The sequence below is a fragment of the Shinella sp. BE166 genome (genome assembly GCF_051201095.1).
GTDB lineage: Bacteria > Pseudomonadota > Alphaproteobacteria > Rhizobiales > Rhizobiaceae > Shinella > Shinella lacus.
Genome location: NZ_JBPEHL010000006.1, coordinates 101,120 through 127,356, shown reverse-complemented (window position 1 = coordinate 127,356; position 26,237 = coordinate 101,120). Strand labels below are relative to the sequence as shown.

The window sequence follows — 26,237 nt, the reverse complement described above, 5'->3', positions numbered from 1 at the left end:
CGGTGCCCCAACTATGCCGCGCCGTCGCCACTCCCCTCTGTCGCTTCGCGACATCTCCCCCTCAAGGGGGGAGATCAACGGGAGCAAGCGGGACGGACAAAAAACCTCCGTCTACCGAAGCAACGCCCGCGCCTCTTCAATACCCAGCGCCTCCGGCTGCGTGCAGGTCGTCACGATGTCCACCGCCCTGCCCTCGTCGGCCGAGCGCAGGATTGCCGTCAGCACGTCGATCGTGTGCAGTGAGCGGTCGAGCGAGCAGCGATAGTCGCGGCCGGTCGTCACCGCTTCCATCATGTCGGCAAGGCCGATGCCGCGGTAGTTGGCCTGTGTGCCCCAGTCGAACTGGTAGTTCTGCGCGGTCAGCGGGTGATCCCAGACCTCCACTTCCTTCGGCTCACGGTCGTTGCCCGCCACCTCCACCGTGCCGCCGAAGAAATTCGGGTCCGGCACGAAGACGGCGCCGTCGGTGCCGTAGAGCTCCATGTTCTGATGGCGGTGCGCCCAGACATCCCAGCTCGACATGAGCGAGATCTGCGCCCCGCTGACGAATTCCAGGATGGCGTGGATGTTCGTCGCGACGACCACCGGCAACGCCTCGCCCAGACGCGGGCCATTTCCGATGATGCGTTCCTCGCGCGCCCTGTTGGCGAGTGCCACGACGCGCTTCACCGGCCCGACGAGATTGACGAGGTTGTTGACGTAATACGGCCCCATGTCGAGGATCGGCCCGCCGCCCGGCGCGAAGAAGAAATCCGGGTTCGGATGCCAGCTCTCCATGCCAGGCCCCAGCACATGCGCCGTGCCGGACATGATCTTGCCGACCTTGCCGCTATCGATGAGGTGGCGCACGAATTGATGCGAGCCACCGAGATAGGTATCCGGCGCGGAACCGACCTTGAGGCCCTTGGCATCGGCGATGCGGCGCAGGTCCTCGCCCTGTTCGAGCGACAGCACGAAGGGCTTTTCCGAATAGACATGTTTGCCGGCTTCGAGCGTCTTTTTCGACACCGGATAATGCGCCTCCGGCACCGTCAGGTTGACGACGACGTCGACGGCGGGATTGGCGAGGAGTGCGTCGATCTCCTGCGCCGGGACACCGAACTCCTCCGAGCGCGCCTTGGACGCGGCCGGGTTGATATCGGCGCAGGCGACGAGCTTCAGGTTCCTGAAGGTCGGGATCAGCTTGAAATAGGCGCCCGAAATGTTGCCGCAGCCGATGATGCCGACTCCGTATTCCTTTATCATATGATCAGTCCTCAGAATGCCTTGATGGTGGCGATCGAGCGGGTGGCAAGCCGGGTAATGTCCTTCGGATTGTCATGCTCGACGATGAAATGCTTGGCCGGCGTGCCGGCGAGCGCCTTGGCGAGATCGGTCCAGGCAACGGTGCCGTGGCCGACATCCGCCCAGCCGTCCTCGTCGGCATTCTCGCCCTTCGGCGCGATGTCCTTGACGTGCACGGCGGTGATGCGGTCGCCGTATTTCTGGATCCAGGCGAAGGGATCGGCACCGCCGCGGATGATCCAGGCGATATCCGCTTCCCAGGTGAGGTCCGGCCCGCCGGCAAAGAGGTGATCCTGCGGCACGGTGCCGTCTTCGAGTGCGAAGAACTCGAAATCGTGGTTGTGCCAGCCGAAGGTAAGCCCCGCCTTGCGGATCGGCTCGCCGGCCGCCTGCAGGCGTTCCCCCAGGGCGCGCCAGCCCGCGGCGTCCGTCGGGCGGTGCTCCGGCAGGAGATAGGGGCAATAGACCGCCTCGATGCCGAGCGTGCGGCAGATCTCCAGCACGCGGCCGGGCTCCGCCTCCAGCATGTCGAGGCTGAAATGGGCCGTCGGCATGGTGAGGCCGTTGCGGTCGAGATCGGCCTTCACCCGCTGGATCGCGGCATCGTCGAGCTCGGCATAGAGGGCGCTGTAACCCTCGACTTCCTTGTAGCCGGCATCGCCGAGAATGCGGAACACTTCGGCGAAGGGCTGGAAATTGCGGGCGCTGTAGAGCTGGAAACTGACCGTCTGCATGAATGTCTCCTCGTATTAGGCTTGATGGGTCTGGCAGGAATGAAGATCGAGCCAGTGGAATTGTGGGGCCGAACCGCTTGTCGCCGGAGTGAAGATCACGGTCTTCTGTTCGCCGGCCGTGAGGTCGAAGGCATTGTCGGACCAGCGGCCGGCGACGTCCGCCTCGATCATGATGTGCAGCGCAAGGCCGCTCGCCGCTGCGGTGACGGCGAAGCGGCCGTCGTCGCGCGGCGAGACATCGAGCGTCAGGCCGGAGGCTTCGAGATCGAGCGCCTTGTAGTTGACCGCTACGTGATGCCCCTCGCCCGTCATGCCGTTCGAGGCCGTGAAGGACCAGAAGAGCAGCGTGTCTTCCGGCAGGTCGGCGGCGAAGACGGAGAACAGCATTTCTGCCTTGTCCGGTCCGCATGTGCCTTCAGCGCCGCGATAGGGCCGGCGCTCGCCAGAAAGTGAAACGAGCCAGGTATCGAGCGTCACCGTTACCGGCTCCGCGGTGTCGTTGACGACGGAGAAGCCGATGGTCTCGCCGTCCCTGGACGGGATCGCGGCGACCGCGACGGGCTGGAAGAAGCGGCGCACCATATAGTGCATGGCCTTCCAGCTGCCGCCGTAATCGAGGCTCGACCAGGAGGCGACCGGCCAGGTGTCGTTGAGCTGCCAGTAGAGCGTGCCCATGCAATGGGGCTTCAGCGAGCGCCAGTATTCGACGGCGGTGCGGATGGCGAGGCCCTGCTGGATCTGGCTCAGATAGACGAAGCTCGCAAAATCCTTCGGGAAGCGGAAGTAGCGGAACATGGTTCCCGCGATGCGCTCGTTGCCGCCAGCATTCTTCTGGTGGCTCTCCATCACCGGCGAGGCGATGTTCATGTCCTTGGGCTCCGCGAAGGTCCTCATGACGGGCATGGACGTGTAGGACTGGAAGCCGAATTCCGAGCAGAAGCGCGGACGCACGGTGCGGTAATTGTCGAACGATTTATTCTCGTGCCAGACGGACCAGTAGTGCATATCGCCGGAACCGTCGGCATGCCAGGCATCGCCGAAGTCGAGATAGCCCGACGCCGGGCTCGACGGCCACCAGAGGGCGCCGGGCGCGGCCTTCTTCATCGCCACTTCGATGGTGCGGTTGAGGCGATCGTAGGAGACGAGGTAACGGTCGCGGTTCTCGCGGCTGACGTCGAACCAGGTGAGCGCGCCGACCAGTTCATTATCGCCGCACCAGAGCACGATGGAGGGATGAGAGGCGAGCCGCTTGACCTGGTAATCCACCTCGGCGGTGACATTGTCGAGGAAATCGATGGTCGAGGGGTAGAGGTTGCAGGCGAACATGAAGTCCTGCCAGACCATCAGGCCCATTTCGTCGCACAGGTCGTAGAACCAGTCCGGCTCGTAGAACCCGCCGCCCCAGACGCGCAGCATGTTCATGTTGGCATCGACGGCGGATTGTAAGAGGTCGCGCACGCCGGCGGGCGTGATACGCGACGGTAGAGCGTCGGCGGGTATCCAGTTGGCGCCGCGGCAGAAGATCTCGCGGCCGTTGACCTTCAGCGCGAAGCGGCTGCCGGCCTCATCCTTGTCCGTGATCAGCTCGACCTGACGCAGGCCGACGCGGCGCACCACGGTCTCGGTGGGCGTCTCGACGCGCACGCCATAGAGCGCCTGCTCGCCGTGGCCCGCGGGCCACCAGAGTGCCGGCTTCTCGATGCGGAACATGTGGGTGAGCTGCGTCTCGCCGGCGCCGATGCCGATATCGAGGCGGACGCGCTCCTCGCCGAGCGCGAAATGCACCGGCAAGATGCCCGGTTCCTCGGCATGGAACGTGGTGGTCACGTAGAGATCGACGGCGCCACCGGCATGATGGAACTGCCGCGTCGTGACATGCTCGATGCGCGCCACTTCCAGCTTGCGTAAAACAATCTCGCCATAGATGCCGAGCGGCGCAATCGCGATGTTCCAGTCCCAGCCGAAATGGCTTTGCGGCTTGCGCAGCATGTTGCCGTTCGGGATCGGCGAATTGCCGGTCGACCAGGGAATGAAGAACGGCTGCTCCGCCTGCCGGGCAGCACCCGCGGCGATGCTTGAATGGATGACCACCTTCAGCCTGTTCTCGCCGGCTTTCAACGCATCGGTTACGTCTGGCCGGTAGCGGCGGAAGCAATTGTCGGTGTCCTGCACCAGCACGCCGTTGACGTAGACGGAGGCGACCGTGTCGATGCTGCCGATATCGAGATACCAGTCGCCCTCCAGCATTTCGGGCGCGGCGTCGAAGCTGCGCTCGATCGCCCAGTCCTTCTCCGCCACCCACTGCACGTCCCGCTCGTTGCGGCCGGCATAGGGATCGGGGATGAGGCCGGCGGCCAGAAGCGCGCTATGCACGTCGCCGGGGACACGCATGGGGGCAGCGTGTACGGCGCCGGTGCTGGCGAGTTGCCAGGTGCCGGAAAGGTCGATCGCGGTGATGTCGGATGCTTGGGTCATCATGTGTCTCTAATGTCTGTCTTCGGGGTGCTCCCCCCTCTGGCCTGCCGGCCATCTCCCACTTGAGGGGGAGATGGCCGGCAGGCCAGAGGGGGGAGCACCAAACGCAACGCCCTAGATTCGCTCCTCCGTCCCCGCATCGAACAGCGACGCCAGTCCCATGTCGAAGGACAGCGTCACCGCCGTGCCCGGCGCAAAGCGCCGCGCCCCGCCGACGCGGACGGACATCGTGTGGCCGGCATGTTTCAGCCAGAGCAGGTTGTCGGCGCCCATCGGCTCCTCGATGTCCACCGTCGCCTGATGGGTCGCGACACCGGCGGCCTCCTCGTTGACCTTCACATGCTCCGGCCGTACACCGAGCACGACCTTGCGGCCCGGCCGGAGCGGCTCGCCCGCCTTGTAGCCATCGAGCGAGAAGTCGACGCCGTTCACCAGGAACACCGGCTTGCCCCCCCGCTCCGCGATCTCGCCGCGCAGAAAATTCATCGACGGCGAACCGATGAAGCCGGCGACGAACATGTTGCGCGGCTCGTTGTAGATCGTGTTCGGATCGGCAAGCTGCTGGATGACGCCGCTCTTCATGATGGCGATGCGGTCGGCGAGCGTCAGGGCCTCGATCTGGTCATGGGTGACGTAGATCATCGTGTTCTTTAGCGACTGGTGCAGCCGCTTGATCTCGACACGCAGCTCCGAGCGCAGCTTCGCATCGAGGTTGGAGAGCGGCTCGTCGAACAGGAAGACATCGACGTCGCGCACCAATGCACGCCCGATCGCCACGCGCTGGCGCTGGCCGCCGGAAAGCTCCGAGGGCTTGCGCTTGAGGAGCGGGCCGATCTGGAGGATTTCGGCGGTGCGAGCGATGCGCTTCTCAATCTCCGGCTTCGGCATCTTGGCGACCTGGAGGCCGAAGGACAGGTTCTTCTCCACCGTCATCTGCGGATAGAGCGCGTAGGACTGGAACACCATGCCGATGCCGCGGTCCTTCGGCTCCTCCCAGGTGACGTTCTTGTTCTTGATGAAGATCTGCCCGCCGGTCGGCTCCAGCAGGCCGGCGATGCAGTTGAGCAGGGTCGATTTCCCGCAGCCTGACGAGCCAAGCAGCACGAGGAACTCGCCGTCGCCGATATCGAGATTGAGGTTTTCCAGCACGTTGACCGCGCCAAAACTCAAAGACAGGTCCTTGATGGAGACTGATTTCTGCATGGCTTAACCCTTGACTGCGCCGGCGGCGATGCCGCGGACGAAGAGCCGTCCCGACACGAAATAAACGATGAGCGGAACCGCGCCGGTAAGCAGCGTTGCGGCCATGTTGACGTTGTATTCTTTCACCCCCTGGACGGAGTTGACGATGTTGTTGAGCTGCACGGTCATCGGGTAATATTCCGGCCGGGTGAACACGACGCCGAAGAGGAAGTCGTTCCAGATGCCGGTGATCTGCAGGATCATCGCCACGACGAAGATCGGCAGCGACATGGGCAGCATGATGCGGAAATAGATCTGCCAGAACCCGGCGCCGTCGATACGCGCCGCCTTGAACAGCTCCTCCGGCAGCGACGAGAAATAGTTGCGGAAGAGCAGCGTCAGGATCGGCATGCCGAAGATCGTGTGCACGATGACGAGGCCGGTCAGCGTGCCGTAGATGCCCATTTCGCGCAGCACGATGACGATTGGGTAGATCATCACCTGATAGGGAATGAAGGCGCCGACGATGAGGATGGTGAAGAAGACATCCGCGCCCTTGAACTTCCAGTTGGCGAGCGCATAGCCGTTGACCGAGGCGACGAGGATCGAGATCAGCGTCGACGGGATAGTGATGCGCACCGAATTCCAGAAGCCGCGCGAGAGGCCGTCGCAGTTGAGGCCGGTGCAGGCGCTCGCCCAGGCCTTCGCCCAGGGTTCGAAGGTGATTTCCAGCGGCGGCGAAAAGATATTGCCCAGGCGGATTTCCGGCATGCCCTTCATCGACGTGACGACCATCACGTAGAGCGGCAGCAGGTAATAGAGCGCTGCAAGGGTGAGCGTGCCGTAGAGCATGATGTTGCGGCCCGAGAGCACGCGGCGGGGTTTTGCCCCATAGGGTTCGATACCGGCCTTGGTGGCGGCGGCAAGCGCCGGGCCGGCCTTGAGAACAACGCTGTCAGACACGCTTGCGCCCTCCGAATTCGAGATAGGCCCAGGGCACGATGATGATGGCGACCGTGACGAGCATCATGGTGGAGGCGGCAAAGCCCTGCCCCAGGTTCTGCGCCTGGAACATGTAGTCGTAGACGTATTTTGCCGGCACTTCCGACGAGATACCCGGGCCGCCGCTCGTCTGTGCCACCACGAGGTCGTAGACCTTGACGATGCCGCTCGCGATGATGACGAGCGTGGTGATGAAGACCGGGCGCATCATCGGGATAATGATGAAGAGATAGGTCTTCCACATCGGGATGCCGTCGACGCGCGACGCCTTCCAGATATCCTCGTCGATGCCGCGAAGACCCGCGAGCAGCAGGCACATGACGAGCCCCGTGCCCTGCCACAAGCCGGCGATCAGCACGCCATAGATGACGATGTCGGAATTATAGAGCGGATCGAACGCAAACGTCTCCCAACCGAGCGAACGCACGACCGATTGCACGCCGAATTCCGGGTTCAAAATCCACTGCCAGACGAGGCCGGTGACGATGAAGGACAGCGCGAAGGGATAGAGGAAGATCGTACGAAAAGTGTTTTCGAAGCGGATCTTCTGGTCCATCAGCGCGGCGAGCAGAAAGCCCATCACCAAGCTGAAGATGAGCGTCAGGACGCCGTAGATCGCGAGATTCTGGATCGACATGATCCAGCGCGGCGCATCCCACAGGCGCTCGTACTGGTCGAGGCCGACGAAATTCGCCCGCGGCAGCAGCTTCGAATTTGTGAACGAATAGACGACCGTCCACACGGTGCCGCCGAGAAAGATGACGACGGCGGTGAGCACCATGGGAATGGAAGCAATCTTGGCACTGAGATTGCGCAGCAATTTACTGGGTCGACCGGTGTGTACCTGGCCCGTCATGGGTCACTCCTCCTTGGTCTTCGATCAGGGGTGAACGACGCCTGCCAACAGCAGGCGCCGGCATCACGCGACCCTGGTCAATCCGCCGAAGCGATGATGTCGGCAAAACGCTTCTGGGCGTCTTCCGGCGTCATCGATGCATTGGCGAAGAATTCGGAGAAGAGGTCTTCCTTCTGTTTCTGGCTGTCGGCCGAAAGCAGCTGGTCGACCCATTCGACCACATTGCCCTTGGCAAGGATGTCGAGACCCTTCTTCATGCAGTCGTTGGCGGCGGCGAGATCGACGTCGCCGCGCACCGGCAGCGAGCCCTTCTTCAGGTTGAAGGCGACCTGCGCCGTCGGGCTGACGAGCGTGGAGGCGAGCACCTCCTGCGCCTTCGATTTCTCCTCGTCCTCAAGGACCGGGAAATAGAAGGCATCGCCACCCGTCGCGATCACCTCGTTCACGCCAAGGCCCGGAAGGCAGGAATAATCCTTGCCGGCAACCTTGCCCGCAAGCGCGAACTCGCCCTGCGCCCAGTCGCCCATGATCTGCCCGCCGGCCTTGCCGGTGATCACCATGTTGGTCGCCTGGTTCCAGTCCTGCACATTCGTGCCCTTCGACAGGCGGCGAGCGTCGTCGGCCGCCTTGAAGACTTTGGCGACATCCGCACCGGCCGCCACCTCGGCGTCCTTGTCCTTGTAGACCTTGTAGAAGGTGTCCTTGCCGCCGAGCGCCAGCATCAGCACGTCGAAGGCGCCGGCCGCCTGCCATGCCTGGCCGCCGACGGCGAGCGGAACGATGCCGGCCTTCTCAAGCGCCGGCCCGGCCGCGACGAACTCGTCCCAGTTCTTCGGAACGGCGACGCCAGCCGCCTCGAAAGCGCCATTGGACAGCCACAGCCACTGCCAGGAATGGATGTTGACGGGCACGCAATAGATCTTGCCGTCGATCGTGCAGCTGTCGAGCAGGCCCGCCGGCTTGATGATGTCCTTCCAGTTCTCGCGCGTCGCGACGTCGGTCAGGTCACGCATCAGGCCGGCTTCCACCAGCTCCTCGGCCTGGCGGCCATGGTTGAACTGCGTTGCGGCCATCGGGTCGCCGCCGGTGATGCGGCTCACCATGATCGGACGGGCCGTGCCGCCGGCGCCGGCGATGGCGCCATCGACCCATTTATTGCCCGTGGCATCGAAGGCCTTGGCGAATTCGGCGACCGCCGCGGCTTCCCCGCCGGACGTCCACCAATGGGTCACTTCCAGATCGGTCGCATGGGCTGCGGCGAACGGCAGGATCACGGTCGCTGCCAGCATGGCAGCCAAAGAACGGATTTTCATGAGTCTCCTCCCTCACTGAAACGTTGCAGTAAAAACGTAACCCAATCGATTTAATCGCGCAACCGGGCAGCGATCACAAAAACAAGGTTTCTTGTGAAGCAGGGATTTTTGACTCCGAAGAGCATCATTTTGCTCTGCACAAACCGCCGCATCGCAAAGCATCAAGGCCAGATCAACTATCGGTTTTTATTTAACTAATTCCGAAAATAAAGACTCTGCCCAGGAACGCAATTTCGCAACCGCATAAATTATCGCTTTGCGGCGCAACGCGGACTCAAGCGCGGGTTGCCGGCAGCCCGTCGAAAAAATCCGCTCGACAAAAGACCTGTATCGTTACAGTTTTACAGGCACTCCCGGTAAGGAGTGGCGGGGCGGGTTAAAAAATGTATAACCGGCCCACGGGGCACAGGCGTGGCAGGCAGGGGATGGACAGACGATGAGCGAGGGCCAGGCGACAGCGCTTCCGCCACCGAACGAACGGCCGACGCTGAAGACGATCGCCTTCATGACCGGCCTCGGCATCACCACCGTGTCACGCGCGCTCAAGGATGCGCCCGATATCAGCGCCGAGACGAAGGAGCGTGTGCGCCTCGTCGCCCGCCAGATCGGCTATCAGCCGAACCGCGCGGGCGTGCGGCTTCGCACCGGCAAGACCAATGTCATCAGCCTGATCCTCAGCCTGGAAGAGGAGATCATGGGCCTGTCGAGCCCGATGGTCATCGGCATCTCGGAAATCCTCGCGACCACGCAGTACCATCTCGTGGTGACGCCCTACCGTGCGCAGGGCAATGCTCTGGATCCCGTGCGCTACGTGCTGGAGACGGGTGCGGCGGATGGCGTGATCATCTCGCGCACCGAGCCGAAGGACCCGCGCGTCGCGCTGATGATGGAGCGCAACTTTCCCTTCGCCACCCATGGCCGCACGGAAATGGGGCTGACCCACCCCTACCACGACTTCGACAATGAGCGCTTCGCCTACGAGGCGGTGCGAAAACTCGTGGAGCGCGGGCGCAAGCGGCTCGTGCTGCTGCAACCCCCGCCATACCTGACCTTCTACCTCCACATGCGCGCCGGTTTCGAAAAGGGCATTCGCGATTTCGGCGCGACTGCGCTGCCGTTCAGCCAGGTGAACCTCGACACCAGCCTCGTCGACATCCGCAAAGCGGCCGAGACGATGCTCGACGGCCCGGACGCGCCGGATGGCATCGTCTCGGGCAGCGGCTCCGGTGCGGTGGCGCTGGTCGCAGCGCTGGAGGCGAGCGGCCGCAAGCTCGGCCACGACATCGACCTCGTCTCCAAGGAATCGCACATGCTGCTGCAATGGCTGCGGCCCGAGGTCGTGACCATGCGCGAGGACATCCGCCTCGCCGGCCGCGAACTGGCAAAAGCCGTGATCGCCCGCATCGAAGGCAAACCACCGGCCGAGCTCCAGACGCTGAGCTATCCGATCCCGACCGAATGATGACGGGAGGCTAGTCGCGCCTCACGACGTAGACATCATGCCGGTTGCCGGTGCGGCCGATCGAGCGCTGTATGATCGAAATGTCGTCGGGCAACATCGAACGCAGATATTCGGGCGATATGAACGTGAGCCCCCAATCGTCCGTGACGGCATCCTCGATCAATCTCAGATCGCCTTGGTTGCCGACCTGCTTGAATGGCTGAAAATAGAAGCCGTCGCGCTCGTAGGTCTTCACGAGATCTAGCAGGAATGTGTCCCGGGTCCACTTCTCATGACCGGCGAAACGCTCGTACTTCGGCAGCGGGACGTCCTTGATGATACGGGATGCAATGTCGTGCGGTCCGTGCACCGAGAAGAGAAAATGACCGCCCTTCTTCATGACGCGCCGCATTTCGGAAAACCATCGTTTGCCGGCCGCCTCCGAAAAGTGCGTCCAAATGCTCTTCGCAATGATGAGATCGAACATGCCATCATCAAAGGGTAGCGGTGGCTCCTGCTGGCTTACCTTCGCGACGACCCCGGGAATATGCTTGTTGACCCATTCGATGGACGCCGTGGCGGGATCGACACCGAACAGTTCCAACTGCTCGCCAAAAGCTTTCTGAAGCACCGCGAGATTGCGGCCGGAACTACAGCCAAAGTCGAGCAACGTGCCCTTGATATCGACTCCTGCCTTCTGCAATTCATCAAGCGCGATGTCGGTGTTCTTGAAGTCGTAGTAGATATTGTATTGGCCCGGTATGAAATGGACCGGCGATGCTGGAATTGGTAAACCGAGACCGGCCTCCTCGCGCTCTGCCTGACTCGCTGCGAGCAGCCATTTGCTCAATTGATCATGCGCCGTGATGCCGGGTTGCCGGGCAATGCCAAGCTGTTCCATGATCTTGGCGCTTGCCAGAGAGGTATCCGGCTCCGAGGTCTCTCTGAATTCCCCCTGCTCGTTATGAGCAATCTCTTGACGACGGTTGGCGAGAAAAGACTGAAATTCTGGGAACATGAAGGTCACTCAGTTGATTTTTACACGTTCTACACAACCTGTATTTGTCGCGCAATCATTTAGCTTCCTAGGCATAGAGATGATAGGGCGAGTTCAAACAGACGGCAAATACCGACCGTTCTGAACCGCCAAAGAAAAACCGCCCGCGAAGGTTCTTTCGCGGGCGGTTCTTTGAACAGGCTCGAAATCAGCCGTTGAGGCCACTGCCCCATGGGCCGTGATGGCTGTCCGCGCCGTCGGTGCGGTCGAAGCCGTGGGCGCCGAAGAAGTCGCGCTGGGCTTGGATGACGTTTGCCGTGCCGCGGCCCCGGCGGTAGCTGTCGAAGTAGCCGAGGGCGGAGGCGAGTGCGGGCGCCGGCAGGCCATGGAGAGCGGCGGCGGAGACGACGCGGCGCAGGGCGCCGTCGGTGTCCTTGACCATCGTCGCGAAGGCCGGGGTGACGATGAGGTTGGCGGCATCCGGTGCCTTGGTGAAGGCGCTGGTGATCTCGTCAAGGAACTGCGAGCGGATGATGCAGCCGGCGCGCCAGATCTTGGCGATCGTCGGCATCGGCAGGTTCCAGCTATATTCCTTCGAGGCGGCGGACATCACCGCAAAACCCTGCGCATAGGCGCCGATCTTGCCGGCGAGCAGCGCGCTTTCGAGGTCCTTGAGGAAGGCGGCCTTGTCGGCGACGGTGAGCGCAGGCACATCCGGCAGGCCGAGGATTTTTTCGGCGGCTTCACGCTCGGTCTTGAACGAGGAGATGGAGCGGGCGGCGACGGCGGCCTCGATGCCGGTTGCCGGCACGCCCATGTTCTGCGCCTCGATGGCGGACCACTTGCCGGTGCCCTTCTGGCCGGCCTTGTCGAGGATCATGTCGACGATCGGGTTGCCGCTGATCGGGTCCTTGGCGGCCAGCACCTTTGCCGAAATCTCGATGAGGTAGGATTCGAGGCGGCCCTTGTTCCACGCGGCAAAGACGTCGGCAATCTCGGGCGCACTCATCTTCAGGCCGTCGCGCAGGATGCCGTAGATTTCAGCGATCATCTGCATGTCGGCATATTCGATGCCGTTGTGGATGGTCTTCACGAAATGGCCGGCGCCGTTTTCGCCGAGCCAGGCGACGCACGGGTCGTCGTTGTACTTTGCGGCAATCGAGGTCAGCACCTTCTCGACGCGCTTCCACGAATCTTCCGTGCCGCCGACCATGATGGACGGGCCGTGGCGCGCGCCCTCTTCACCGCCGGAAACGCCCATGCCGATGAAGGTGAGGCCAGAATCCTTCAGCGCATCGAAGCGGCGCATCGTATCGCGAAAATTCGCGTTGCCGGCATCGATCATGATGTCGTTCTTTTCGAGGTAGGGGCGCAGCAGCTCCATCTGCTGGTCGACCGCGGCACCCGCCTGGATCATGATGATGATCGGGCGCGGCGGGCGAATGGCGGCGACAAATTCCTCGATCGTGTCGCAAGGCACGATCTGGCCCTGGAGGTCGCCGGCCTCCTCGTAGAATTCCTTCGTGCGCGCCACCGTGCGGTTGAAAACCGCGATCTTGTTGCCCTTTTCGGCAATGTTGAGCGCGAGGTTCGACCCCATCACACCGAGGCCGATAAGCCCGATTTCCGCCTGTGCCACGTTCATACCTCCGTAGGATGGCGCGGCGTGGGATTGGTCCGGACCCAGCCGGAAACGCCGCGCAGAAAGAGATTTTGGAGCTCCGCTCCAGCCGACGTGTTTTGGCATTCAAATCGATTTACGACAAGCAAATGTTTGGTGAAGCAACGCTTTTAGAACCAGTTGAAACTAGCCCGCAGGCCGGTCGTCGCCGTCGTCGAGAACACGCCAGGCGGCGCCCTCCACGTCATCGTATTGCCCGCTCTTCAGCGACCAGAGAAAGGCGGCAAGGCCGAGCCCGCCGAGGAAGAGCGCGATGGGAATGAGGAAGACCAGCGTGTTCATGCGGCTTGCACCATGGGCTCGGCCGGGCGCGCCTCGCCGGCCGCCCGTGCCGCGAAGGCCGGCATCTTTCCGCGCAGCCGCAGCGAGTTCACCACCACGATGATCGACGACGTGGACATGGCGATGGCGGCGATCAGCGGCGTGGCATGGCCAAGAATCGCGACCGGTACGGCAATGACATTGTAACCGATGGCGAGCGCGAAATTCTGCCGGATCAGACGGCCGGCGCGGCGGGCAGTTTCAAGGGCGAAAGGCACGGCCTCAAGGCTTTCGTGCAGGAAGACGAAATCCGCCGCCTGCCGGCCGACATCCGCCGCCGTCGCGGGCGCCATGGAGACGTGGGCGGCAGCCAGCGCCGGCGCATCGTTGATGCCGTCGCCGACCATCAGCACGCGGTGGCCATCGGCCGCGCGTTCGGCCACGGCTTGCGTCTTTTCCCGCGGCGAAAGGGCGGCACGCCACCGGCCGACGCCGAGCACATCGGCAATGCGGGCGACGGCGGGCGTGCGGTCGCCCGAGAGGATGGCCATCTCGATTCCGCCCCGCTTCAGGACGTGAATGGTCTCGGCGGCACCGGCGCGCAAGGCATCCTCGAAGAGGAAGGTTTCGAGCTCCGCGCCGTCGCGCGACAGCACGACCTCGGATAGTCCATGTTCCTCCACGCCCGTCATCGCCTTGCCGCAGGCGAAGGCGCGGTTGCCGAGGCGGAGCAGGCCCTGTGGTGTCGTGGCTTCCAGACCGCCGCCGGCAACCTCCGTTACCCCGTCAATAACGGGAATCGGGCCGGCATTGACACCCGCGAGCGCCATCGAAAGCGGATGGCGTGAATGGGCGGCGAGCGCGGCGGCAAGCGCCAGATGGCTGCGGTTGACCTTGTCACGGTCGACGAGGCGCGGCTTGCCGAGCGTCAGCGTGCCGGTCTTGTCGAAGACGGCGGTGTCGATTTCCGCGAGGCGCTCCATGGCCGAACCGTCCTTCACCATGACGCCACCGGCAAAGAGCCGGCCCGCCGCGACGACCTGCACGACGGGCACCGCAAGGCCAAGCGCGCAGGGGCAGGTGATGATCAGCACCGCAATGGCGACGAGCATGGCGTGTTTCCAGTCGCCATCGTAAAGGCCCCAGCCAAGGAAGGCGGTGAGTGCGAGCAGATGCACCGCCGGGGAATAGATCTGCGCCGCACGATCCGCGATGCGGCGATAACGCGCCCTGCCCCCTTCGGCGGCCTCCATGAGGCCGATGACCTCCGACAGGAACGAATTGCGCGCCGTGGCGACCGCCTCGACGGTGAGCGAGCCCGTGAGGTTCATCGCGCCGGCTTCAAGCCGCGTGCCGGGCGTGGCGGCGAGCGGATCGCTCTCGCCGTTGACGATCGAGCGGTCGACATCGCTGGCACCGGACAGCACGCGGCAATCGACGGGGATGCGCTCGCCGGCGGCAATCGAAAGATGTTTGCCGATGGCGATCTCCTCGACCGGCCGATAGTCGCGTGTGCCATCCGCCCGCACAACCATGGCACCGCGCGGCGAGAGACGCGCCAGCCCGGTGATCGCCGAGCGCGCACGGTCGCGCATGACATGGTCGAGCGTGCGGCCGATGAGCAGGAAGAACAGCAGGCTCACCGTTGCATCGAACCAGGCATGTTCCGCGCTGTGCAGCGTTTCCCACAGCGAGACCACGTAGGAGAGCGTGATGGCGAGCGCGATCGGCACATCCATGTTGGTGCGGCCGTGGCGCAGCGCCTTCCACGCCGACTGATAGAAGAAGCGGCCGGCATAGATCAGCGTCGGGCCGGCGATGAAGGCGGAAATCCAGTGGAACAGATCGCGCGTCGCGGCTTCCGCCCCCGACCAGACGGAGACCGAGAGCAGCATGATGTTCGTCGCGGCGAAGCCGGCGACGGCGACGGCGCGGATCAGCTGGTTGCGCAGGTGGTCATCGCCCTCGGCGGCAAGCGAGAAGAGATGCGCATCATAGCCGGTAGCCTTGATCGCGGCGGCGATCGCTTGCGGATCGGTCCGCCGCCCCTCGACCTCCTCTTTCCAGACCACGGAAACACGGCGCGTGGACAGGTTGACGCGCGCGCGCTCCACTTCCGGCAGCGCATTCAGCGCGCCCTCGATGGTCGTGATGCAGGCGCCGCAAAACACGCCGGGCACGCTGAGATCGCTCTGGCGCAGCCCCTCGCCGACCGGGCGGCTGGCGAGCAACAACTCCTCCGAGGACGGCAAAGCCGCACGCGCCGCCTCGACGGCGCCTTCCGTGCCGGGTGCGCAGCAGCTCATTGCACGCCCCCTCCGGCAACAGTGCGGAGCGTCTGATGGAAGACCTTCGCGCCGTCCCGCTTCGTGCTGATATCGACGATCCATTGGCCGGCCGGCACGGCATATTCCGCCACGAAAAGCCCCTGCCCGCCCGGCTGAAGATCGACCGAAAAGTCCTTGCGTTCATCGACCGGCCGCTTGAAGACGGCCAGGACGTCGTCGGCGACGATCGGCGCACCCTTGGAATCGAGGACCTTGTAGGTGATGCGGTTGCCCTCGATCGCCAGGCTGCCCTCGATGCCGCTTGCCGCAAGCGCCTTGGCTTCCGCCACCTTTCCATTGAACTGCTGGCTGGCGACATATGTGTTCGGCACGACGAGGCCACTCCAGCTATGCGAGGCGTTCCAGGCCATGATCAGGTTGACGGTGATGATGGTGCCGAAGAACAGCACCATGACGCCGAGCATGTGCCAGCCGGTGAAGACGAAACCTTGCTTGTGTTGCGGTGCCATCATTTCGCTCCCGGCGTGTTGAAATTGGCGGAATAGACGTCGCGTTCGTGGCCCTGCCGGTCCTCGGCGATGATGCGGAACCCATTGGCCGCCTCCGCGAGGCGATCCTTCGGCAGCGTTACGAAGACCCGGACGGCCGTGACCTTGTCCGGATCGGCGGGGATATCGACGCTCCTGCTATCGGCGCTGTCATGGCCCGCGACCTTCATGGTGGCGCCCGGCATGCCCTCGATCGATACGGTGATGACGCGCGGCTCGGGGATCATGTTGAGCAGTTTCACGGCATAGCCGTTGCGCACCGAGCCGTCCGATTCGAGCACGAATTGCGGATTGCGGTCGTGGATGACGTTGAGATCCAGCCGGTCGCGCGACAGCAGCGCGAAGACCAGCGCGAGGCCGGCGAGCGACCAGATTCCGAAATAGAGCAGCGTGCGGGGGCGAAAGATGATGCGCCAGTCGAAATGGCGGATCTTGTCGCTGAACCGCCCTTTGGCGTCGCGTACCCGCCTGGGATCGATCGCCGTCGTGCCGCCCGCGGTGGCGAGCGCCATGTTGCTCGAATAGTCCGACAGCGTGGCATAGGCGATCAGGCCGCGTTCCCGGCCGAGCTTGTCCATCACGTTGTCGCAGGCATCGATGCAGAGCGCGCAGGTGATGCACTCCATCTGCTGGCCGTCGCGGATGTCGATGCCCATGGGACAGACGACGACGCAGGCGTTGCAATCGACGCAGTCGCCGACGCTCTCGCCGGCCGCGATCGCCTTCTTGGCATGGCGCGTGCGCGGCTCGCCGCGCCAGTCGTTGTAGGTGACGACCAGCGAGCTTTCATCGAGCATCGCCGCCTGGATGCGCGGCCAGGGACACATGTAAGTGCAGACCTGCTCGCGCATCAGCCCGCCGAAAATGTAGGTGGTGGCCGCCAGGATGGCGACGGTCATGTAGGCGACGGGCGGCGCCTGAAGCGTCGCGAAATTGACGAGCAGGGTCGGCGCATCGGCGAAATAGAAGATCCACGCGCCGCCCGTCGCGACCGCGATGACCAGCCAGATGGCATGTTTGCTGAGGCGCTTCCAGACCTTGTCCAGTGTCCACGGCCCGGCATCGAGCTTGATGCGCGCATTGCGGTCCCCTTCGATTGCCCGTTCCACGACGAGGAAGAGATCGACCCAGACGGTCTGCGGACAGGCATAACCGCACCAGGCCCGCCCGACGGCGGAGGTGACGAGGAAGAGCCCGAAGCCCGCCATGACGAGCAGCCCCGCCACGAAGAAGAATTCCTGCGGCCAGATCTCGATGAAGAAAACGTAGAAGCGCCGGCCGGCGAGATCGACGAGCACGGCCTGGTCCGGCGCATGCGGGCCGCGGTCCCAGCGGATCCACGGCGTCAAGTAGTAAATGCCGAGCGTCACCAGCATGACCAGCCATTTGAACTGCCGGAAGCGCCCCTCCGCGCGCTTCGGGAAGATCTTCTTGCGCTTTTCGTAAAGCGGCTTGCGCACCTTCGCCGAATTGACGGGTTCCGCGTCGTGGCGCTCGACGGAATTGTAGATCGTGGTGGTATTCTGTTGCATGGCTTCTGCGGCACCTGTCGTTGTGCCACCACAATGACGCCAACAACCGCCGCCATCGTTGATGTAAGTCAAGTTTGCGGCGTGGCATGGCGTGGCGGGTTGCCGCACAGAAAGGACGCGATGACGGACACGATCCTGGCGAAACGCTACGGCGACTACCGCGAATATGCCGCCGCGGGCGCGCTTTCGGCCGTGCTTCGTTGCGCCTGGATGCACCGGGCGCCGGAGGGAAAACCGGCCCCGCGCGTCGCCGTCGTGCCGGATGGCTGCGTCGATCTGCTGTGGACGGAACACAGCTTCCTCATCGCTGGGCCGGACCGGACAGCCGCCTTTCCAAGGCTGCGGTCGGGTGAAACGATCCTGGGCCTGCGCTTCCGGCCGGGCATTGCGCGCCACCTCCTGCGCTGCGATCTCGATGCCCTGACCGGCCAGGTCGTGCCCTTCGACGATATCCGCCCGGGCGGATTGAGCGAGCATCATGAACGACTGCTCGCGGCCGGCGAGCCGCTGAAAAGGCTCCGCCTGCTGCAAGCGGTTTTCGCCTCGGAGATGCGGGACCTGCCCGCCATGCGGCCCGATGCCGCGGCGCTTCACGCGCTGAGCACGCGATTGCCGGCAGAATCGATCGCCGCCGAAATCGGCGTGACGGAACGCACCTTGCGGCGGCTGAGCGTGGCGGAATTCGGCTATGGCCCGAAGACGCTCGCCCGCATCCTGCGGCTGCAAAAGCTGCTCGGCTGGATTGAAACCCCGGAAACATCGCTGGCCGGGCTTGCCGCCGATTCCGGCTTTGCCGACCAGGCGCATATGAACCGCGACGTGCTGGCGCTGACCAGCCTGACGCCGGGCGAAATCCTGCGGCAGATGCGCGGCTGACTGTCCGTTTCGTTCAAGACTTCGCTCGCCGATCGCATATGGTTCGCGCCAAAGGAGACTACCGATGACGACCATGCCCGCCCGCATCATCCACCTGAGCATTCAGCGCGACTGGCGCGCCGTCTATGCCTTTGCCGCCAAGCCGGAAAACATGCCGCTCTGGGCATCCGGCCTCGCCTCCGGCCTGACGCGCGACGGCGAGGAGTGGATCGCCGATGGCGGGCCGATCGGCAATGTACGCGTACGCTTTGCACCGCCGAACGATTTTGGCGTGGTCGACCACACGGTGACGCTCCCTAACGGCCTTGTGGTGGAAAACGCGCTGCGCATCGTGCCGAATGGCGATGGATGCGAGGTGATGTTCACGCTGCTGCGGCAGCCGGATATGGACGACGCAGCCTTCGAATCGGACGCAGCACATGTGACGCGCGACCTCGAAGCACTCGCAAAACTCATGGAACAGGAGACGCCGCGATGAACAGCAGGGGCGCGGATCGCAAGATCGACTATATCGAGTTCAACGTCGCGGATATCGCCCGGAGCAAGGCCTTCTATGGCGACGCCTTCGGCTGGACCTTCACCGACTACGGCCCGCAATATTGCGAATTTCAGGACGGCCGCCTCACCGGCGGCTTCACGACGACGGCGCCGGTCCATGCCAGTGGCGGGCCGCTGGTCATTCTCTTCGCGGATGATCTGGAGGCCATCTTCGGCCGCGTGGAAAAGGCACGCGGCACGATCGTCAAGCCGATCTTCGACTTTCCCGGCGGCCGGCGTTTCCAGTTCACCGATCCGGATGGCTATGAGCTTGCGGTCTGGTCCGACCGCTAGAGTGCCTTCCCTTACGTCAATGTGATCGCCCGGAAGACTTTTATCGAAGCAATTCAGGCTTTTTCAATCAGACGCTCCTAGTGACAAGCCCGCGATCAACAATTGGCGCGGGCTCCTCATGTACAAAATCCTGGGCAAGGCATTGGCGGTGGGCGTGCTCTCCACGCTGGCATCGCTGATGATCAGCTTCGCCTTCGTTCCTATGATGGGTGGCGAAGTGGCGGGCGCCGGCCTCGTCATGACGATCGTCTGCCCGATCGCCATCTCCATCCCGGCTTCGCTGGTGCATTTCTACCTGGCGGAAAAGGTGCGCTCGGCCAATGCCGCGCTGGCGCAGGCGAAGGACGAACTCGCCGACGCCTATGCCCGCCTGCAATATCAGGCGCAGCGCGATGCCCTGACCGGCGTCTTCACCCGCGCGACCTTCATGGCCGCCCTCGATGAACGCAGCCGCGCCGGCGCGCATGGCGGCCTGCTCTTCCTCGACGTGGATCATTTCAAGTCGGTTAATGACCGTTTCGGCCATGCGGCCGGCGACGAGGCGCTCATCCGCATCGGTGCCCTGCTGTCCCGGCTCGTCGCGGAAGACGATCTGGTCGGCAGGCTCGGCGGCGAGGAGTTCGCCGTCTTCCTGCACGCGGCCTCGCCGGAGCGCATGCTCGATCGTTCCCAAGCGATCCGCGAGGCGGTGGAAACCATCGACCTGCGCACCGCCTTAGGCGTGCGGATCGCGCTCGGCATCAGCATCGGCGCCTTGCATTGCGCGCCGCGTTTCGATCCAGTCGAGGCGCTGGCCGCCTCCGACCGCAACCTCTACCGCGCCAAATCCATGGGCCGGAACATGGTCGTCGCCTGAAGAAAAAGGCCGCGGACACCGCGGCCTTTCTGTTTGTGGCGCTTACTCGCCGCCGCCCAGCGAATGCACGAAGACGGCGAGCTGCTTGACGGCGGGGTCACCGAGGCGGGGCAGCCAAGCAGGCATGACACCGTGTTTCGGCGACTTGACCTGCGCGGCGATGGCGGCTTCGCCCTCGCCCTTCAGCCAGATGGCGTCGGCAAGGTCGGGTGCGCCCATCTCGCGGTTGCCCTTCGCGTCATCACCGTGGCAGGCGGCGCAGTTGTCGGCGAAGATCTGCTGGCCGGGCGCAACCAGGCTCGCATCCGACGGCGTGCCCGTCAGGCTGACGACATAGGCCGCGACCTGCTTGATCTCGTCGGGCTGGAGGATGTCGCCATAGGCCGGCATTTCCGAGATGCGGGTGTCGTCGTCACCCGGATGGCGGATGCCGTGGGCGATCGTCTGGTAGATGTCGTCCACCGTGCCGCCCCAGACCCAGTCGTCGTCGTTTAGGTTCGGGAAGCCGGCCGCACCCGCCGCACCCGAGCCGTGGCACTGGGCACAGTTGACCTTGAAAGCGGAGGCGCCGCCGGCAATCGCGAATTGCGAGAGCTGCGGATCGGCCAGGATCTCCTGCAAGGACGATTTTGCGATGCGGTCGACGAAGCCCGCCTGGGCTTCCTTGGCGCTCGCCAGTTCCGTCGCGATGTTGGCGCGGCTCGACCATCCCAGCATGCCCTTGGTCGTGTCGGAGATCAGCGGCCAGGCCGGGAAAGCGATCGTATAGCCGATCGCCCAGAGGATCGTGGCGTAGAACGTCCAGACCCACCAACGCGGCATGGGGTTGTTCAGTTCGCGAATACCGTCCCATTCATGGCCGGTGGTTTCGACGCCCGAGATTTCGTCAATGTGTTTCTCGGCCATGATCAGTCCTCCTTGAGGGGGATTTCGGCGGCCCGTTCGGCGGCCTTGCGGGCGCCGGGGCGAAGGGTGAAGACGACGACGGCGAGGAAGAACAGCGTCATGGCGACGAGGCCCCAGCTATCGGCGAAGTGGCGCATGGCGGTATAGGTTTCCATGGCAGCCTCCTCAGCGGTAACCGGCGGCATCATCATAGGTGGAGAAGTCCACCAGCGTGCCGAGCATCTGCAGATAGGCGACGAGCGCATCCATTTCGGTGAGCTTCCTGGGATCGCCGTCGAAATCGCCGAACTTCGCCTTCGGGTAGCGGGACTCGATGCCGGACGTATCGGCGTTCGGATCGGCCTGCGCCTTCAGGTCGGCCTCGGCGTTTTCCAGCATCTCGTCCGTATAAGGCACGCCGACCGCGCGGTTGGCCGAGAGGTGCATGGAGACGTTCTTCACCTCCAGCGGCGTTTCCTTGAGGAAGGCGTAGCTCGGCATCACCGATTCCGGCACGACCGAGCGCGGCTCGACCAGGTGCTGGACGTGCCACTCGTTCGAGTACCGATCGCCGACGCGGGCAAGGTCCGGCCCCGTGCGCTTCGAGCCCCACTGGAACGGATGGTCGTACATCGATTCCGCGGCGAGCGAATAATGCCCGTAGCGCTCGACCTCGTCGCGGAAGGGCCGGATCATCTGGCTGTGACAGACGTAGCAGCCCTCGCGGACATAGATGTCGCGCCCGGCGAGTTCCAGCGGCGAATAGGGCCGCATGCCCTCCACCTTCTCGATGGTGTTTTCCAGGTAGAAGAGCGGCGCGATCTCGACGATGCCGCCGATGGTGACCACGAGGAGCGAGCCGACGAGGAGAAGCGTCGCGTTGCGTTCAAGGATGGCGTGTTTATCAAGAATGGACATCGGATCCCTCCTATTCGGCCGGCTGGAGCGCGGGCGCAGCCCCCGGGATCGGGGCCTCGTCACGCTGGTAGCCGAGGATTGTCATGGTCACGTTGTAGGCCATGATGAGCGCGCCCAAGAGGAACAGCCCACCGCCGACGGCACGCAGCACGTAGTAGGGGAACATGGCCGCGACCGTTTCGGCGAACGAGTAGACCAGGAACCCCTGCTCGTCATATTCGCGCCACATCAGGCCCTGCTGGATGCCGGCGACCCACATGACGGCCGCGTAGACGACGATGCCGAGGGTGGCGAGCCAGAAGTGCCAGTTGACCATGCGGATCGAATAGAGCCGCTCGCGCTTCCACAGTTTCGGCACGAGGAAGTAGATTGCGCCGAAGGTGATGAGGCCGTTCCAGCCGAGCGCGCCCGAATGTACGTGGCCGATCGTCCAGTCCGTATAGTGGCTGAGCGAGTTGACCGACTTGATCGACATCATCGGGCCTTCGAAGGTCGCCATGCCGTAGAAGGCGACGGCCATGACCATCATGCGCACGATCGGGTCGGTGCGGATCTTGTCCCAGGCGCCGGACAGCGTCATCAGGCCGTTGATCATGCCGCCCCACGAGGGCATCCAGAGCATGATGGAAAAGACCATGCCGAGCGTCTGCGCCCAGTCGGGCAGCGCCGTATAGTGCAGGTGGTGGGGGCCGGCCCAGATATACATGAAGATCAGCGCCCAGAAGTGGATGATCGACAGGCGGTAGGAATAGACCGGACGATTCACCTGCTTCGGAATGAAGTAGTACATCATGCCGAGGAAGCCGGCCGTCAGGAAGAAGCCCACGGCATTGTGGCCGTACCACCATTGCGTCAGCGCATCCTGCACGCCGGAGAAGGCCGAGTAGCTCTTGACGCCGAGGAAGGAGACGGGGACCGCCAGGTTGTTGACGATGTGAAGCATGGCGATCGTGACGATGAACGACAGGAAGAACCAGTTCGCCACGTAGATATGCGGTTCCTTGCGGGTCATAATCGTGCCCAGGAACGCGATGAGATAACAGACCCAGACGACGGTCAGCCACAGGTCGACATACCATTCCGGCTCGGCATATTCCCTGCCCTGCGTGATGCCGAGCAGATAGCCGGTGGCGGCCATGACGATGAAGAGCTGGTAGCCCCAGAACACGAACCAGCCGAGATTGCCGCCGAACAGCCGGGCGCGCGAGGTGCGCTGCACGACATAGAAGGAGGTCGCGATGAGCGCATTGCCGCCGAAGGCGAAGATCACCGCCGAGGTGTGCAGCGGGCGCGTGCGGCCGAAGTTCAGCCAGGGCTCGATGTTGAGATCGGGAAAGGCCAGTTGCAGCGCCACGACGACGCCGACCAGGAAGCCGACGACGCCCCAGAACACCGTCGCGATGACGCCGTACTTGATGACCTCGTCGAAATAGCCGTCGTCATCCGAAGACGACGTGGCGGCGACGGCGGGCGCAAAGGAAATGCGCCGCACCATGAAGAGCGTGCTGGCCAGCAGCACGAAGAAGAGAACCCACATATGGGCCTCGAAGAGCCTGTCCTGGGCAAAGGCCGCGCCGAGCAGCGCAATGAACGCTCCCACGGCCAGGACGATCGTTTCCGTCATGAATTTCATCGTTGGCATCCCCCAACCGGTCAATTTCCCGCTCAAGCCGGCTCCCTCGCGGAGCAGGCCCTTGCGCTCGATTGAGGCTTCGCAGATGCGCAGGCGAGCATCCTTGACATGGATCAAGGCAGCGGACGGAAGCCGGCGGCATCAAAGGGACAGGTTGACGCAGCCGCGCGCCGAATGCGCCGCGGCCCTTCCCAAACGAGGAAGCACGAGATGACGGACTATGCAGATATCGCCCGGCTGCTTTCGGACCGCCCGACGGACACCGTTTCGCTGGACTGGCTGAAGAAGGCCCACGACACGCAGTTGACGCTGTGCGAAGCGCTGGAGGAGATCGCCGACAGCCTGCCGGCAAACATCAACCGGCAGAAATGCATGTATGCCGCGAAATCCCTGATTCCGCTGGTCAACGGCGTGCATCGCTACGAGGAGGAAGCGGTGTTTCCGCTCCTGGAGCAGGCGGCGACCGGCAACCGCGACCTCACCGAGACGATCGTCCGGCTGAAGTTCGAACATGTCGAGGACGAGTGTTTTGCGGAGGAACTGACCGACACATTGACACGGCTTGGCAGCGGCGACGGCACCGTCAACGCGGAAGCCGCGGGCTACATGCTCCGCGGCTTCTTCGAATCGATCCGGCGCCACATTGCCTTCGAACAGCAGTTCATGCTGCGCGGCGCCGGACTGGCGTCGTAGAGCATTTCCAGCCGGAGCGGAATCGCTTCGGCGTAGGATAATGCGGCGAATATTTCAAAACTCAGGCAGCGATCGGCCCGCGCGTCTCCAGCGTTTCCTGGAGAACGAGGATGGCGCCGAGCACGTTTCCGGCGGCCGACATGCAGGGCGTCATGCGGCAGCGCGTGATGGAATTGCCCCGCCGTGGAGAGATATAGTCGTACTCCACCACCTCGCCCGAAAAACAACGGTCCAGATGCCGCTTCACGCGGCCGTCGAAGCGCTGCATGCCGATGAACTCGACGATGTGGCGTCCCACGAGATCGATGGGTTTCTCGCTGAAGCGCTGGGCGTTCAGCGGGTTGGAATAGAGGTAGCGGTAATCCGTCGTGATGACCGCCACGCGATCCGGCAGGCTGTCGAGGATCGCCTCGTTCAGCAGGCCATCCTCCACCACCCGCGGCGCCGCGACGGGCCGCGCGACATCCTGCATGTCCACGCGGAAGGGCCTGGCGGCCTCGTCGGTGCCGAAATAACGATCCAGCAGGAGCTTGAAATTATGCGCCTGCCGGAGCACGCAGGCCCTGTCTTCGGATTCCTCGCGCAGGAGGTCCACCACGAACTGGAACTGGGAGCGGAGTTCGGAGACGTCGCTCGCCTCCCGCTGCAACACGGCCACCAGGGCCGGCTCGATTTCCTTGTCCAGCATGGAAACCAGTCGTTCGTTTCCGATCTTGACTGCATGCTGAAGTTGCGAATACTTAAACCAGAACAACTCTACAAGAGCTTTCAATTGTTGCTCCCTGAATTGCTGAAATCTACAGCAATTGCATCATTACACTACTTAAATTGTCCGGAAACAGGATATAGCTTTGATCTTTCCTCCCGCAAATATGCTGTCCAAAGCGCTTCTATTAGCAAAATGGTAACAGCGTACGGAAGGATGTCAAACCCTTAATTAGCCTAAAGTCGTATAATTCGGAATAATGAATACGTTCAGATTTAGAATAGAAAGAAAGAAATCGTAAGCACTCAAGTAATAAGGCTGCGCTTGATATTCCAGCGGTCGTGATACCACAACCACTGGCCGGGATACTCCCGCACCCATTGCTCCACCTTGTCGTTCAGCATCTGCGCGGTCGCATCGACATCGACGGCGCCGTTCTCCTTGCGGGGAACCGCCATTGCCGGTTCCAGCTCCAGGCGGTAGCGGTTGCCGGGCAGCCGGATGCAGCGGGCGGGATAGACCTCACAGTCGAACTGGCGCACGAGCTTTGCGAGCAGCGGGTTTGTCTGCACGTCGCGGCCGAAGAATTTCGTGTGCAGCCCCTTGTTGAACTTCTGGTCCACAAGCACGCCGACCGGCCCGCCGGCATCCAGCTTGCGCGCCAGCGTGAAGGAGGAGCCGGCATGGGACGGCACAAGGTGGCCCATGCGCTCGCGGCGGAATTCGAACACCTTTTCCGCGACATAGGGGTTGTTCGGCGGCCGGAAGAGCACCGTCACGTCGAGCCCGAAGGCAGCCCCTGCCACCGGCAGCAGCTCGAAATTGCCGATATGCGCGGTGAAGACGATGAACGGCCGCGGGTTGTCGCGCAGATCCACGAAGAGCGGAATGCCGGAAACCTCGATGCGGCCGGGCGTCGGTCGCGCGGGATCGAAATCGAAAAGCCGGTCGAGGAAGACATATTCGGCAGCAAGCCGGCCCATATTGCCCCAGGCGTCGAGCGCGATCGCCTGGATCTCCGCCTCCGGCTTTTCCGGAAAGGCATTGCGCAGGTTGGTGAGCGTCAGCGTGTGGCGGCTGGTCTTCGGGCCGATCCAGCGCGCAAAACGGTCGGCGAAGTTGATGGCGCCATCCGCCGGCAGCAGCTTCAGGAGGTTGAGCAGGCCGAAGGCGAACTGCGCCACCAGCCATTGCTTGGTGTTCCTTGCCGCGAGAACCAGGCGTGTGACGACCATCCGCACCGGC

The 26,237-nt window shown here is 63.4% G+C and carries 25 protein-coding genes; 6 read left to right on the top strand and 19 right to left on the bottom strand.

Features of this window, described 5'->3' with window-relative positions; all coding sequences use genetic code 11:
* Positions 1–111 precede the first annotated feature (111 nt).
* The 7 genes from J2Y63_RS16980 to J2Y63_RS16950 form a co-directional block, all read right to left on the bottom strand.
* A complete protein-coding gene (locus J2Y63_RS16980) occupies positions 112–1,245 on the bottom strand; it encodes a Gfo/Idh/MocA family protein (RefSeq protein ID WP_435267043.1) in 1,134 nt (377 codons plus the stop codon).
* Positions 1,246–1,256: 11 nt separating this feature from the next.
* On the bottom strand, positions 1,257–2,018 hold the full coding sequence (locus J2Y63_RS16975; protein WP_435267042.1) for a sugar phosphate isomerase/epimerase family protein: 762 nt from the start codon (positions 2,016–2,018) through the stop codon (positions 1,257–1,259).
* Positions 2,019–2,033: 15 nt separating this feature from the next.
* Complete coding sequence (locus tag J2Y63_RS16970; RefSeq protein WP_435267041.1) at positions 2,034–4,493, bottom strand: beta-mannosidase; 2,460 nt, start codon at positions 4,491–4,493, stop codon at positions 2,034–2,036.
* A 114-nt stretch (positions 4,494–4,607) separates the two neighbouring features.
* The gene (locus J2Y63_RS16965) at positions 4,608–5,696 is read right to left on the bottom strand and encodes an ABC transporter ATP-binding protein (protein ID WP_435267040.1); all 1,089 of its coding nucleotides are present in this window, start codon (positions 5,694–5,696) and stop codon (positions 4,608–4,610) included.
* Between the two features lie 3 nt (positions 5,697–5,699).
* Positions 5,700–6,578, bottom strand: a complete 879-nt coding sequence (locus J2Y63_RS16960; RefSeq protein WP_435267205.1) for a carbohydrate ABC transporter permease — start codon at positions 6,576–6,578, stop codon at positions 5,700–5,702.
* Between the two features lie 52 nt (positions 6,579–6,630).
* Positions 6,631–7,533 (bottom strand): carbohydrate ABC transporter permease, encoded by a 903-nt coding sequence (locus J2Y63_RS16955; RefSeq protein WP_435267039.1) that lies wholly within the window; start codon positions 7,531–7,533, stop codon positions 6,631–6,633.
* Positions 7,534–7,610: 77 nt separating this feature from the next.
* Positions 7,611–8,846: an ABC transporter substrate-binding protein gene (locus J2Y63_RS16950; RefSeq protein ID WP_435267038.1), complete on the bottom strand. Its 1,236-nt coding sequence runs from the start codon at positions 8,844–8,846 to the stop codon at positions 7,611–7,613.
* Positions 8,847–9,282: 436 nt separating this feature from the next.
* Here J2Y63_RS16950 and J2Y63_RS16945 point away from each other — a divergent pair, with 436 nt between their 5' ends.
* A complete protein-coding gene (locus J2Y63_RS16945) occupies positions 9,283–10,308 on the top strand; it encodes a LacI family transcriptional regulator (protein ID WP_435267037.1) in 1,026 nt (341 codons plus the stop codon).
* Positions 10,309–10,318: 10 nt separating this feature from the next.
* Here J2Y63_RS16945 and J2Y63_RS16940 read toward each other — a convergent pair whose 3' ends face one another.
* From J2Y63_RS16940 to ccoG, 6 genes are all read right to left on the bottom strand, one after another.
* Positions 10,319–11,305, bottom strand: coding sequence for a class I SAM-dependent methyltransferase (locus tag J2Y63_RS16940; RefSeq protein WP_435267204.1), 987 nt, complete (start codon positions 11,303–11,305; stop codon positions 10,319–10,321).
* Between the two features lie 187 nt (positions 11,306–11,492).
* Positions 11,493–12,923 (bottom strand): NADP-dependent phosphogluconate dehydrogenase, encoded by a 1,431-nt coding sequence (gene gndA / locus J2Y63_RS16935; protein WP_435267036.1) that lies wholly within the window; start codon positions 12,921–12,923, stop codon positions 11,493–11,495.
* A gap of 168 nt (positions 12,924–13,091) precedes the next feature.
* Positions 13,092–13,247: a cbb3-type cytochrome oxidase assembly protein CcoS gene (gene ccoS / locus J2Y63_RS16930; RefSeq protein ID WP_256115522.1), complete on the bottom strand. Its 156-nt coding sequence runs from the start codon at positions 13,245–13,247 to the stop codon at positions 13,092–13,094.
* Entirely contained in the window at positions 13,244–15,532 is a 2,289-nt protein-coding gene (locus J2Y63_RS16925; RefSeq protein WP_435267035.1) for a cation-translocating P-type ATPase, read from the bottom strand. Before J2Y63_RS16925 ends, ccoS begins: the two co-directional genes overlap by 4 nt.
* On the bottom strand, positions 15,529–16,023 hold the full coding sequence (locus J2Y63_RS16920) for a FixH family protein (RefSeq protein ID WP_435267034.1): 495 nt from the start codon (positions 16,021–16,023) through the stop codon (positions 15,529–15,531). Before J2Y63_RS16920 ends, J2Y63_RS16925 begins: the two co-directional genes overlap by 4 nt.
* Positions 16,023–17,594: a cytochrome c oxidase accessory protein CcoG gene (ccoG, locus tag J2Y63_RS16915; RefSeq protein WP_435267033.1), complete on the bottom strand. Its 1,572-nt coding sequence runs from the start codon at positions 17,592–17,594 to the stop codon at positions 16,023–16,025. The genes J2Y63_RS16920 and ccoG overlap by 1 nt, the downstream gene beginning before the upstream one ends.
* 120 nt (positions 17,595–17,714) lie before the next feature.
* On the opposite strand from ccoG, the gene J2Y63_RS16910 reads away from it, so the two are divergent.
* The 4 genes from J2Y63_RS16910 to J2Y63_RS16895 all read left to right on the top strand — a co-directional run bounded on the left by J2Y63_RS16910 (position 17,715) and on the right by J2Y63_RS16895 (position 20,157).
* A complete protein-coding gene (locus J2Y63_RS16910; RefSeq protein ID WP_435267032.1) occupies positions 17,715–18,470 on the top strand; it encodes a helix-turn-helix domain-containing protein in 756 nt (251 codons plus the stop codon).
* 64 nt (positions 18,471–18,534) lie between these two features.
* Entirely contained in the window at positions 18,535–18,948 is a 414-nt protein-coding gene (locus tag J2Y63_RS16905) for an SRPBCC family protein (RefSeq protein ID WP_435267031.1), read from the top strand.
* Complete coding sequence (locus J2Y63_RS16900; RefSeq protein ID WP_435267030.1) at positions 18,945–19,301, top strand: VOC family protein; 357 nt, start codon at positions 18,945–18,947, stop codon at positions 19,299–19,301. Before J2Y63_RS16905 ends, J2Y63_RS16900 begins: the two co-directional genes overlap by 4 nt.
* Before the next feature lie 118 nt (positions 19,302–19,419).
* The gene (locus J2Y63_RS16895) at positions 19,420–20,157 is read left to right on the top strand and encodes a GGDEF domain-containing protein (protein WP_435267029.1); all 738 of its coding nucleotides are present in this window, start codon (positions 19,420–19,422) and stop codon (positions 20,155–20,157) included.
* 42 nt (positions 20,158–20,199) lie between these two features.
* Here the strand turns inward: J2Y63_RS16895 and ccoP are convergent, their stop codons facing one another.
* From ccoP to ccoN, 4 genes are read right to left on the bottom strand one after another with little or no spacing between them, the layout of a single operon-like run.
* Positions 20,200–21,063 (bottom strand): cytochrome-c oxidase, cbb3-type subunit III, encoded by an 864-nt coding sequence (ccoP, locus tag J2Y63_RS16890; RefSeq protein WP_435267028.1) that lies wholly within the window; start codon positions 21,061–21,063, stop codon positions 20,200–20,202.
* 2 nt (positions 21,064–21,065) lie between these two features.
* Complete coding sequence (locus J2Y63_RS16885) at positions 21,066–21,218, bottom strand: cbb3-type cytochrome c oxidase subunit 3 (RefSeq protein ID WP_435267027.1); 153 nt, start codon at positions 21,216–21,218, stop codon at positions 21,066–21,068.
* 10 nt (positions 21,219–21,228) lie between these two features.
* The gene (gene ccoO / locus J2Y63_RS16880; RefSeq protein ID WP_435267026.1) at positions 21,229–21,960 is read right to left on the bottom strand and encodes a cytochrome-c oxidase, cbb3-type subunit II; all 732 of its coding nucleotides are present in this window, start codon (positions 21,958–21,960) and stop codon (positions 21,229–21,231) included.
* Positions 21,961–21,970: 10 nt separating this feature from the next.
* Positions 21,971–23,593: a cytochrome-c oxidase, cbb3-type subunit I gene (gene ccoN, locus J2Y63_RS16875; protein WP_435267025.1), complete on the bottom strand. Its 1,623-nt coding sequence runs from the start codon at positions 23,591–23,593 to the stop codon at positions 21,971–21,973.
* A gap of 210 nt (positions 23,594–23,803) precedes the next feature.
* On the opposite strand from ccoN, the gene J2Y63_RS16870 reads away from it, so the two are divergent.
* A complete protein-coding gene (locus tag J2Y63_RS16870; protein ID WP_435267024.1) occupies positions 23,804–24,286 on the top strand; it encodes a hemerythrin domain-containing protein in 483 nt (160 codons plus the stop codon).
* A 61-nt stretch (positions 24,287–24,347) separates the two neighbouring features.
* On the opposite strand, the gene J2Y63_RS16865 is transcribed toward J2Y63_RS16870, so the two are convergent.
* Both J2Y63_RS16865 and J2Y63_RS16860 read right to left on the bottom strand, forming a co-directional pair.
* Positions 24,348–24,974, bottom strand: coding sequence for a PAS domain-containing protein (locus tag J2Y63_RS16865; protein ID WP_256115508.1), 627 nt, complete (start codon positions 24,972–24,974; stop codon positions 24,348–24,350).
* A gap of 323 nt (positions 24,975–25,297) precedes the next feature.
* Complete coding sequence (locus J2Y63_RS16860; protein ID WP_435267023.1) at positions 25,298–26,227, bottom strand: lipid A biosynthesis lauroyl acyltransferase; 930 nt, start codon at positions 26,225–26,227, stop codon at positions 25,298–25,300.
* Positions 26,228–26,237 lie beyond the last annotated feature (10 nt).

Coding starts and splice junctions, on each gene's coding strand:
- J2Y63_RS16980 (WP_435267043.1), bottom strand. CDS start 1,245: ATGATAAAGGAATACGGAGTCGGCATCATCGGCTGCGGCAACATTTCG.
- J2Y63_RS16975 (WP_435267042.1), bottom strand. CDS start 2,018: ATGCAGACGGTCAGTTTCCAGCTCTACAGCGCCCGCAATTTCCAGCCC.
- J2Y63_RS16970 (WP_435267041.1), bottom strand. CDS start 4,493: ATGACCCAAGCATCCGACATCACCGCGATCGACCTTTCCGGCACCTGG.
- J2Y63_RS16965 (WP_435267040.1), bottom strand. CDS start 5,696: ATGCAGAAATCAGTCTCCATCAAGGACCTGTCTTTGAGTTTTGGCGCG.
- J2Y63_RS16955 (WP_435267039.1), bottom strand. CDS start 7,533: ATGACGGGCCAGGTACACACCGGTCGACCCAGTAAATTGCTGCGCAAT.
- J2Y63_RS16950 (WP_435267038.1), bottom strand. CDS start 8,846: ATGAAAATCCGTTCTTTGGCTGCCATGCTGGCAGCGACCGTGATCCTG.
- J2Y63_RS16945 (WP_435267037.1), top strand. CDS start 9,283: ATGAGCGAGGGCCAGGCGACAGCGCTTCCGCCACCGAACGAACGGCCG.
- J2Y63_RS16940 (WP_435267204.1), bottom strand. CDS start 11,305: ATGTTCCCAGAATTTCAGTCTTTTCTCGCCAACCGTCGTCAAGAGATT.
- ccoS (WP_256115522.1), bottom strand. CDS start 13,247: ATGAACACGCTGGTCTTCCTCATTCCCATCGCGCTCTTCCTCGGCGGG.
- J2Y63_RS16925 (WP_435267035.1), bottom strand. CDS start 15,532: ATGAGCTGCTGCGCACCCGGCACGGAAGGCGCCGTCGAGGCGGCGCGT.
- J2Y63_RS16920 (WP_435267034.1), bottom strand. CDS start 16,023: ATGGCACCGCAACACAAGCAAGGTTTCGTCTTCACCGGCTGGCACATG.
- ccoG (WP_435267033.1), bottom strand. CDS start 17,594: ATGCAACAGAATACCACCACGATCTACAATTCCGTCGAGCGCCACGAC.
- J2Y63_RS16910 (WP_435267032.1), top strand. CDS start 17,715: ATGACGGACACGATCCTGGCGAAACGCTACGGCGACTACCGCGAATAT.
- J2Y63_RS16905 (WP_435267031.1), top strand. CDS start 18,535: ATGACGACCATGCCCGCCCGCATCATCCACCTGAGCATTCAGCGCGAC.
- J2Y63_RS16900 (WP_435267030.1), top strand. CDS start 18,945: ATGAACAGCAGGGGCGCGGATCGCAAGATCGACTATATCGAGTTCAAC.
- J2Y63_RS16895 (WP_435267029.1), top strand. CDS start 19,420: ATGTACAAAATCCTGGGCAAGGCATTGGCGGTGGGCGTGCTCTCCACG.
- ccoP (WP_435267028.1), bottom strand. CDS start 21,063: ATGGCCGAGAAACACATTGACGAAATCTCGGGCGTCGAAACCACCGGC.
- J2Y63_RS16885 (WP_435267027.1), bottom strand. CDS start 21,218: ATGGAAACCTATACCGCCATGCGCCACTTCGCCGATAGCTGGGGCCTC.
- ccoO (WP_435267026.1), bottom strand. CDS start 21,960: ATGTCCATTCTTGATAAACACGCCATCCTTGAACGCAACGCGACGCTT.
- ccoN (WP_435267025.1), bottom strand. CDS start 23,593: ATGAAATTCATGACGGAAACGATCGTCCTGGCCGTGGGAGCGTTCATT.
- J2Y63_RS16870 (WP_435267024.1), top strand. CDS start 23,804: ATGACGGACTATGCAGATATCGCCCGGCTGCTTTCGGACCGCCCGACG.
- J2Y63_RS16865 (WP_256115508.1), bottom strand. CDS start 24,974: ATGCTGGACAAGGAAATCGAGCCGGCCCTGGTGGCCGTGTTGCAGCGG.
- J2Y63_RS16860 (WP_435267023.1), bottom strand. CDS start 26,227: ATGGTCGTCACACGCCTGGTTCTCGCGGCAAGGAACACCAAGCAATGG.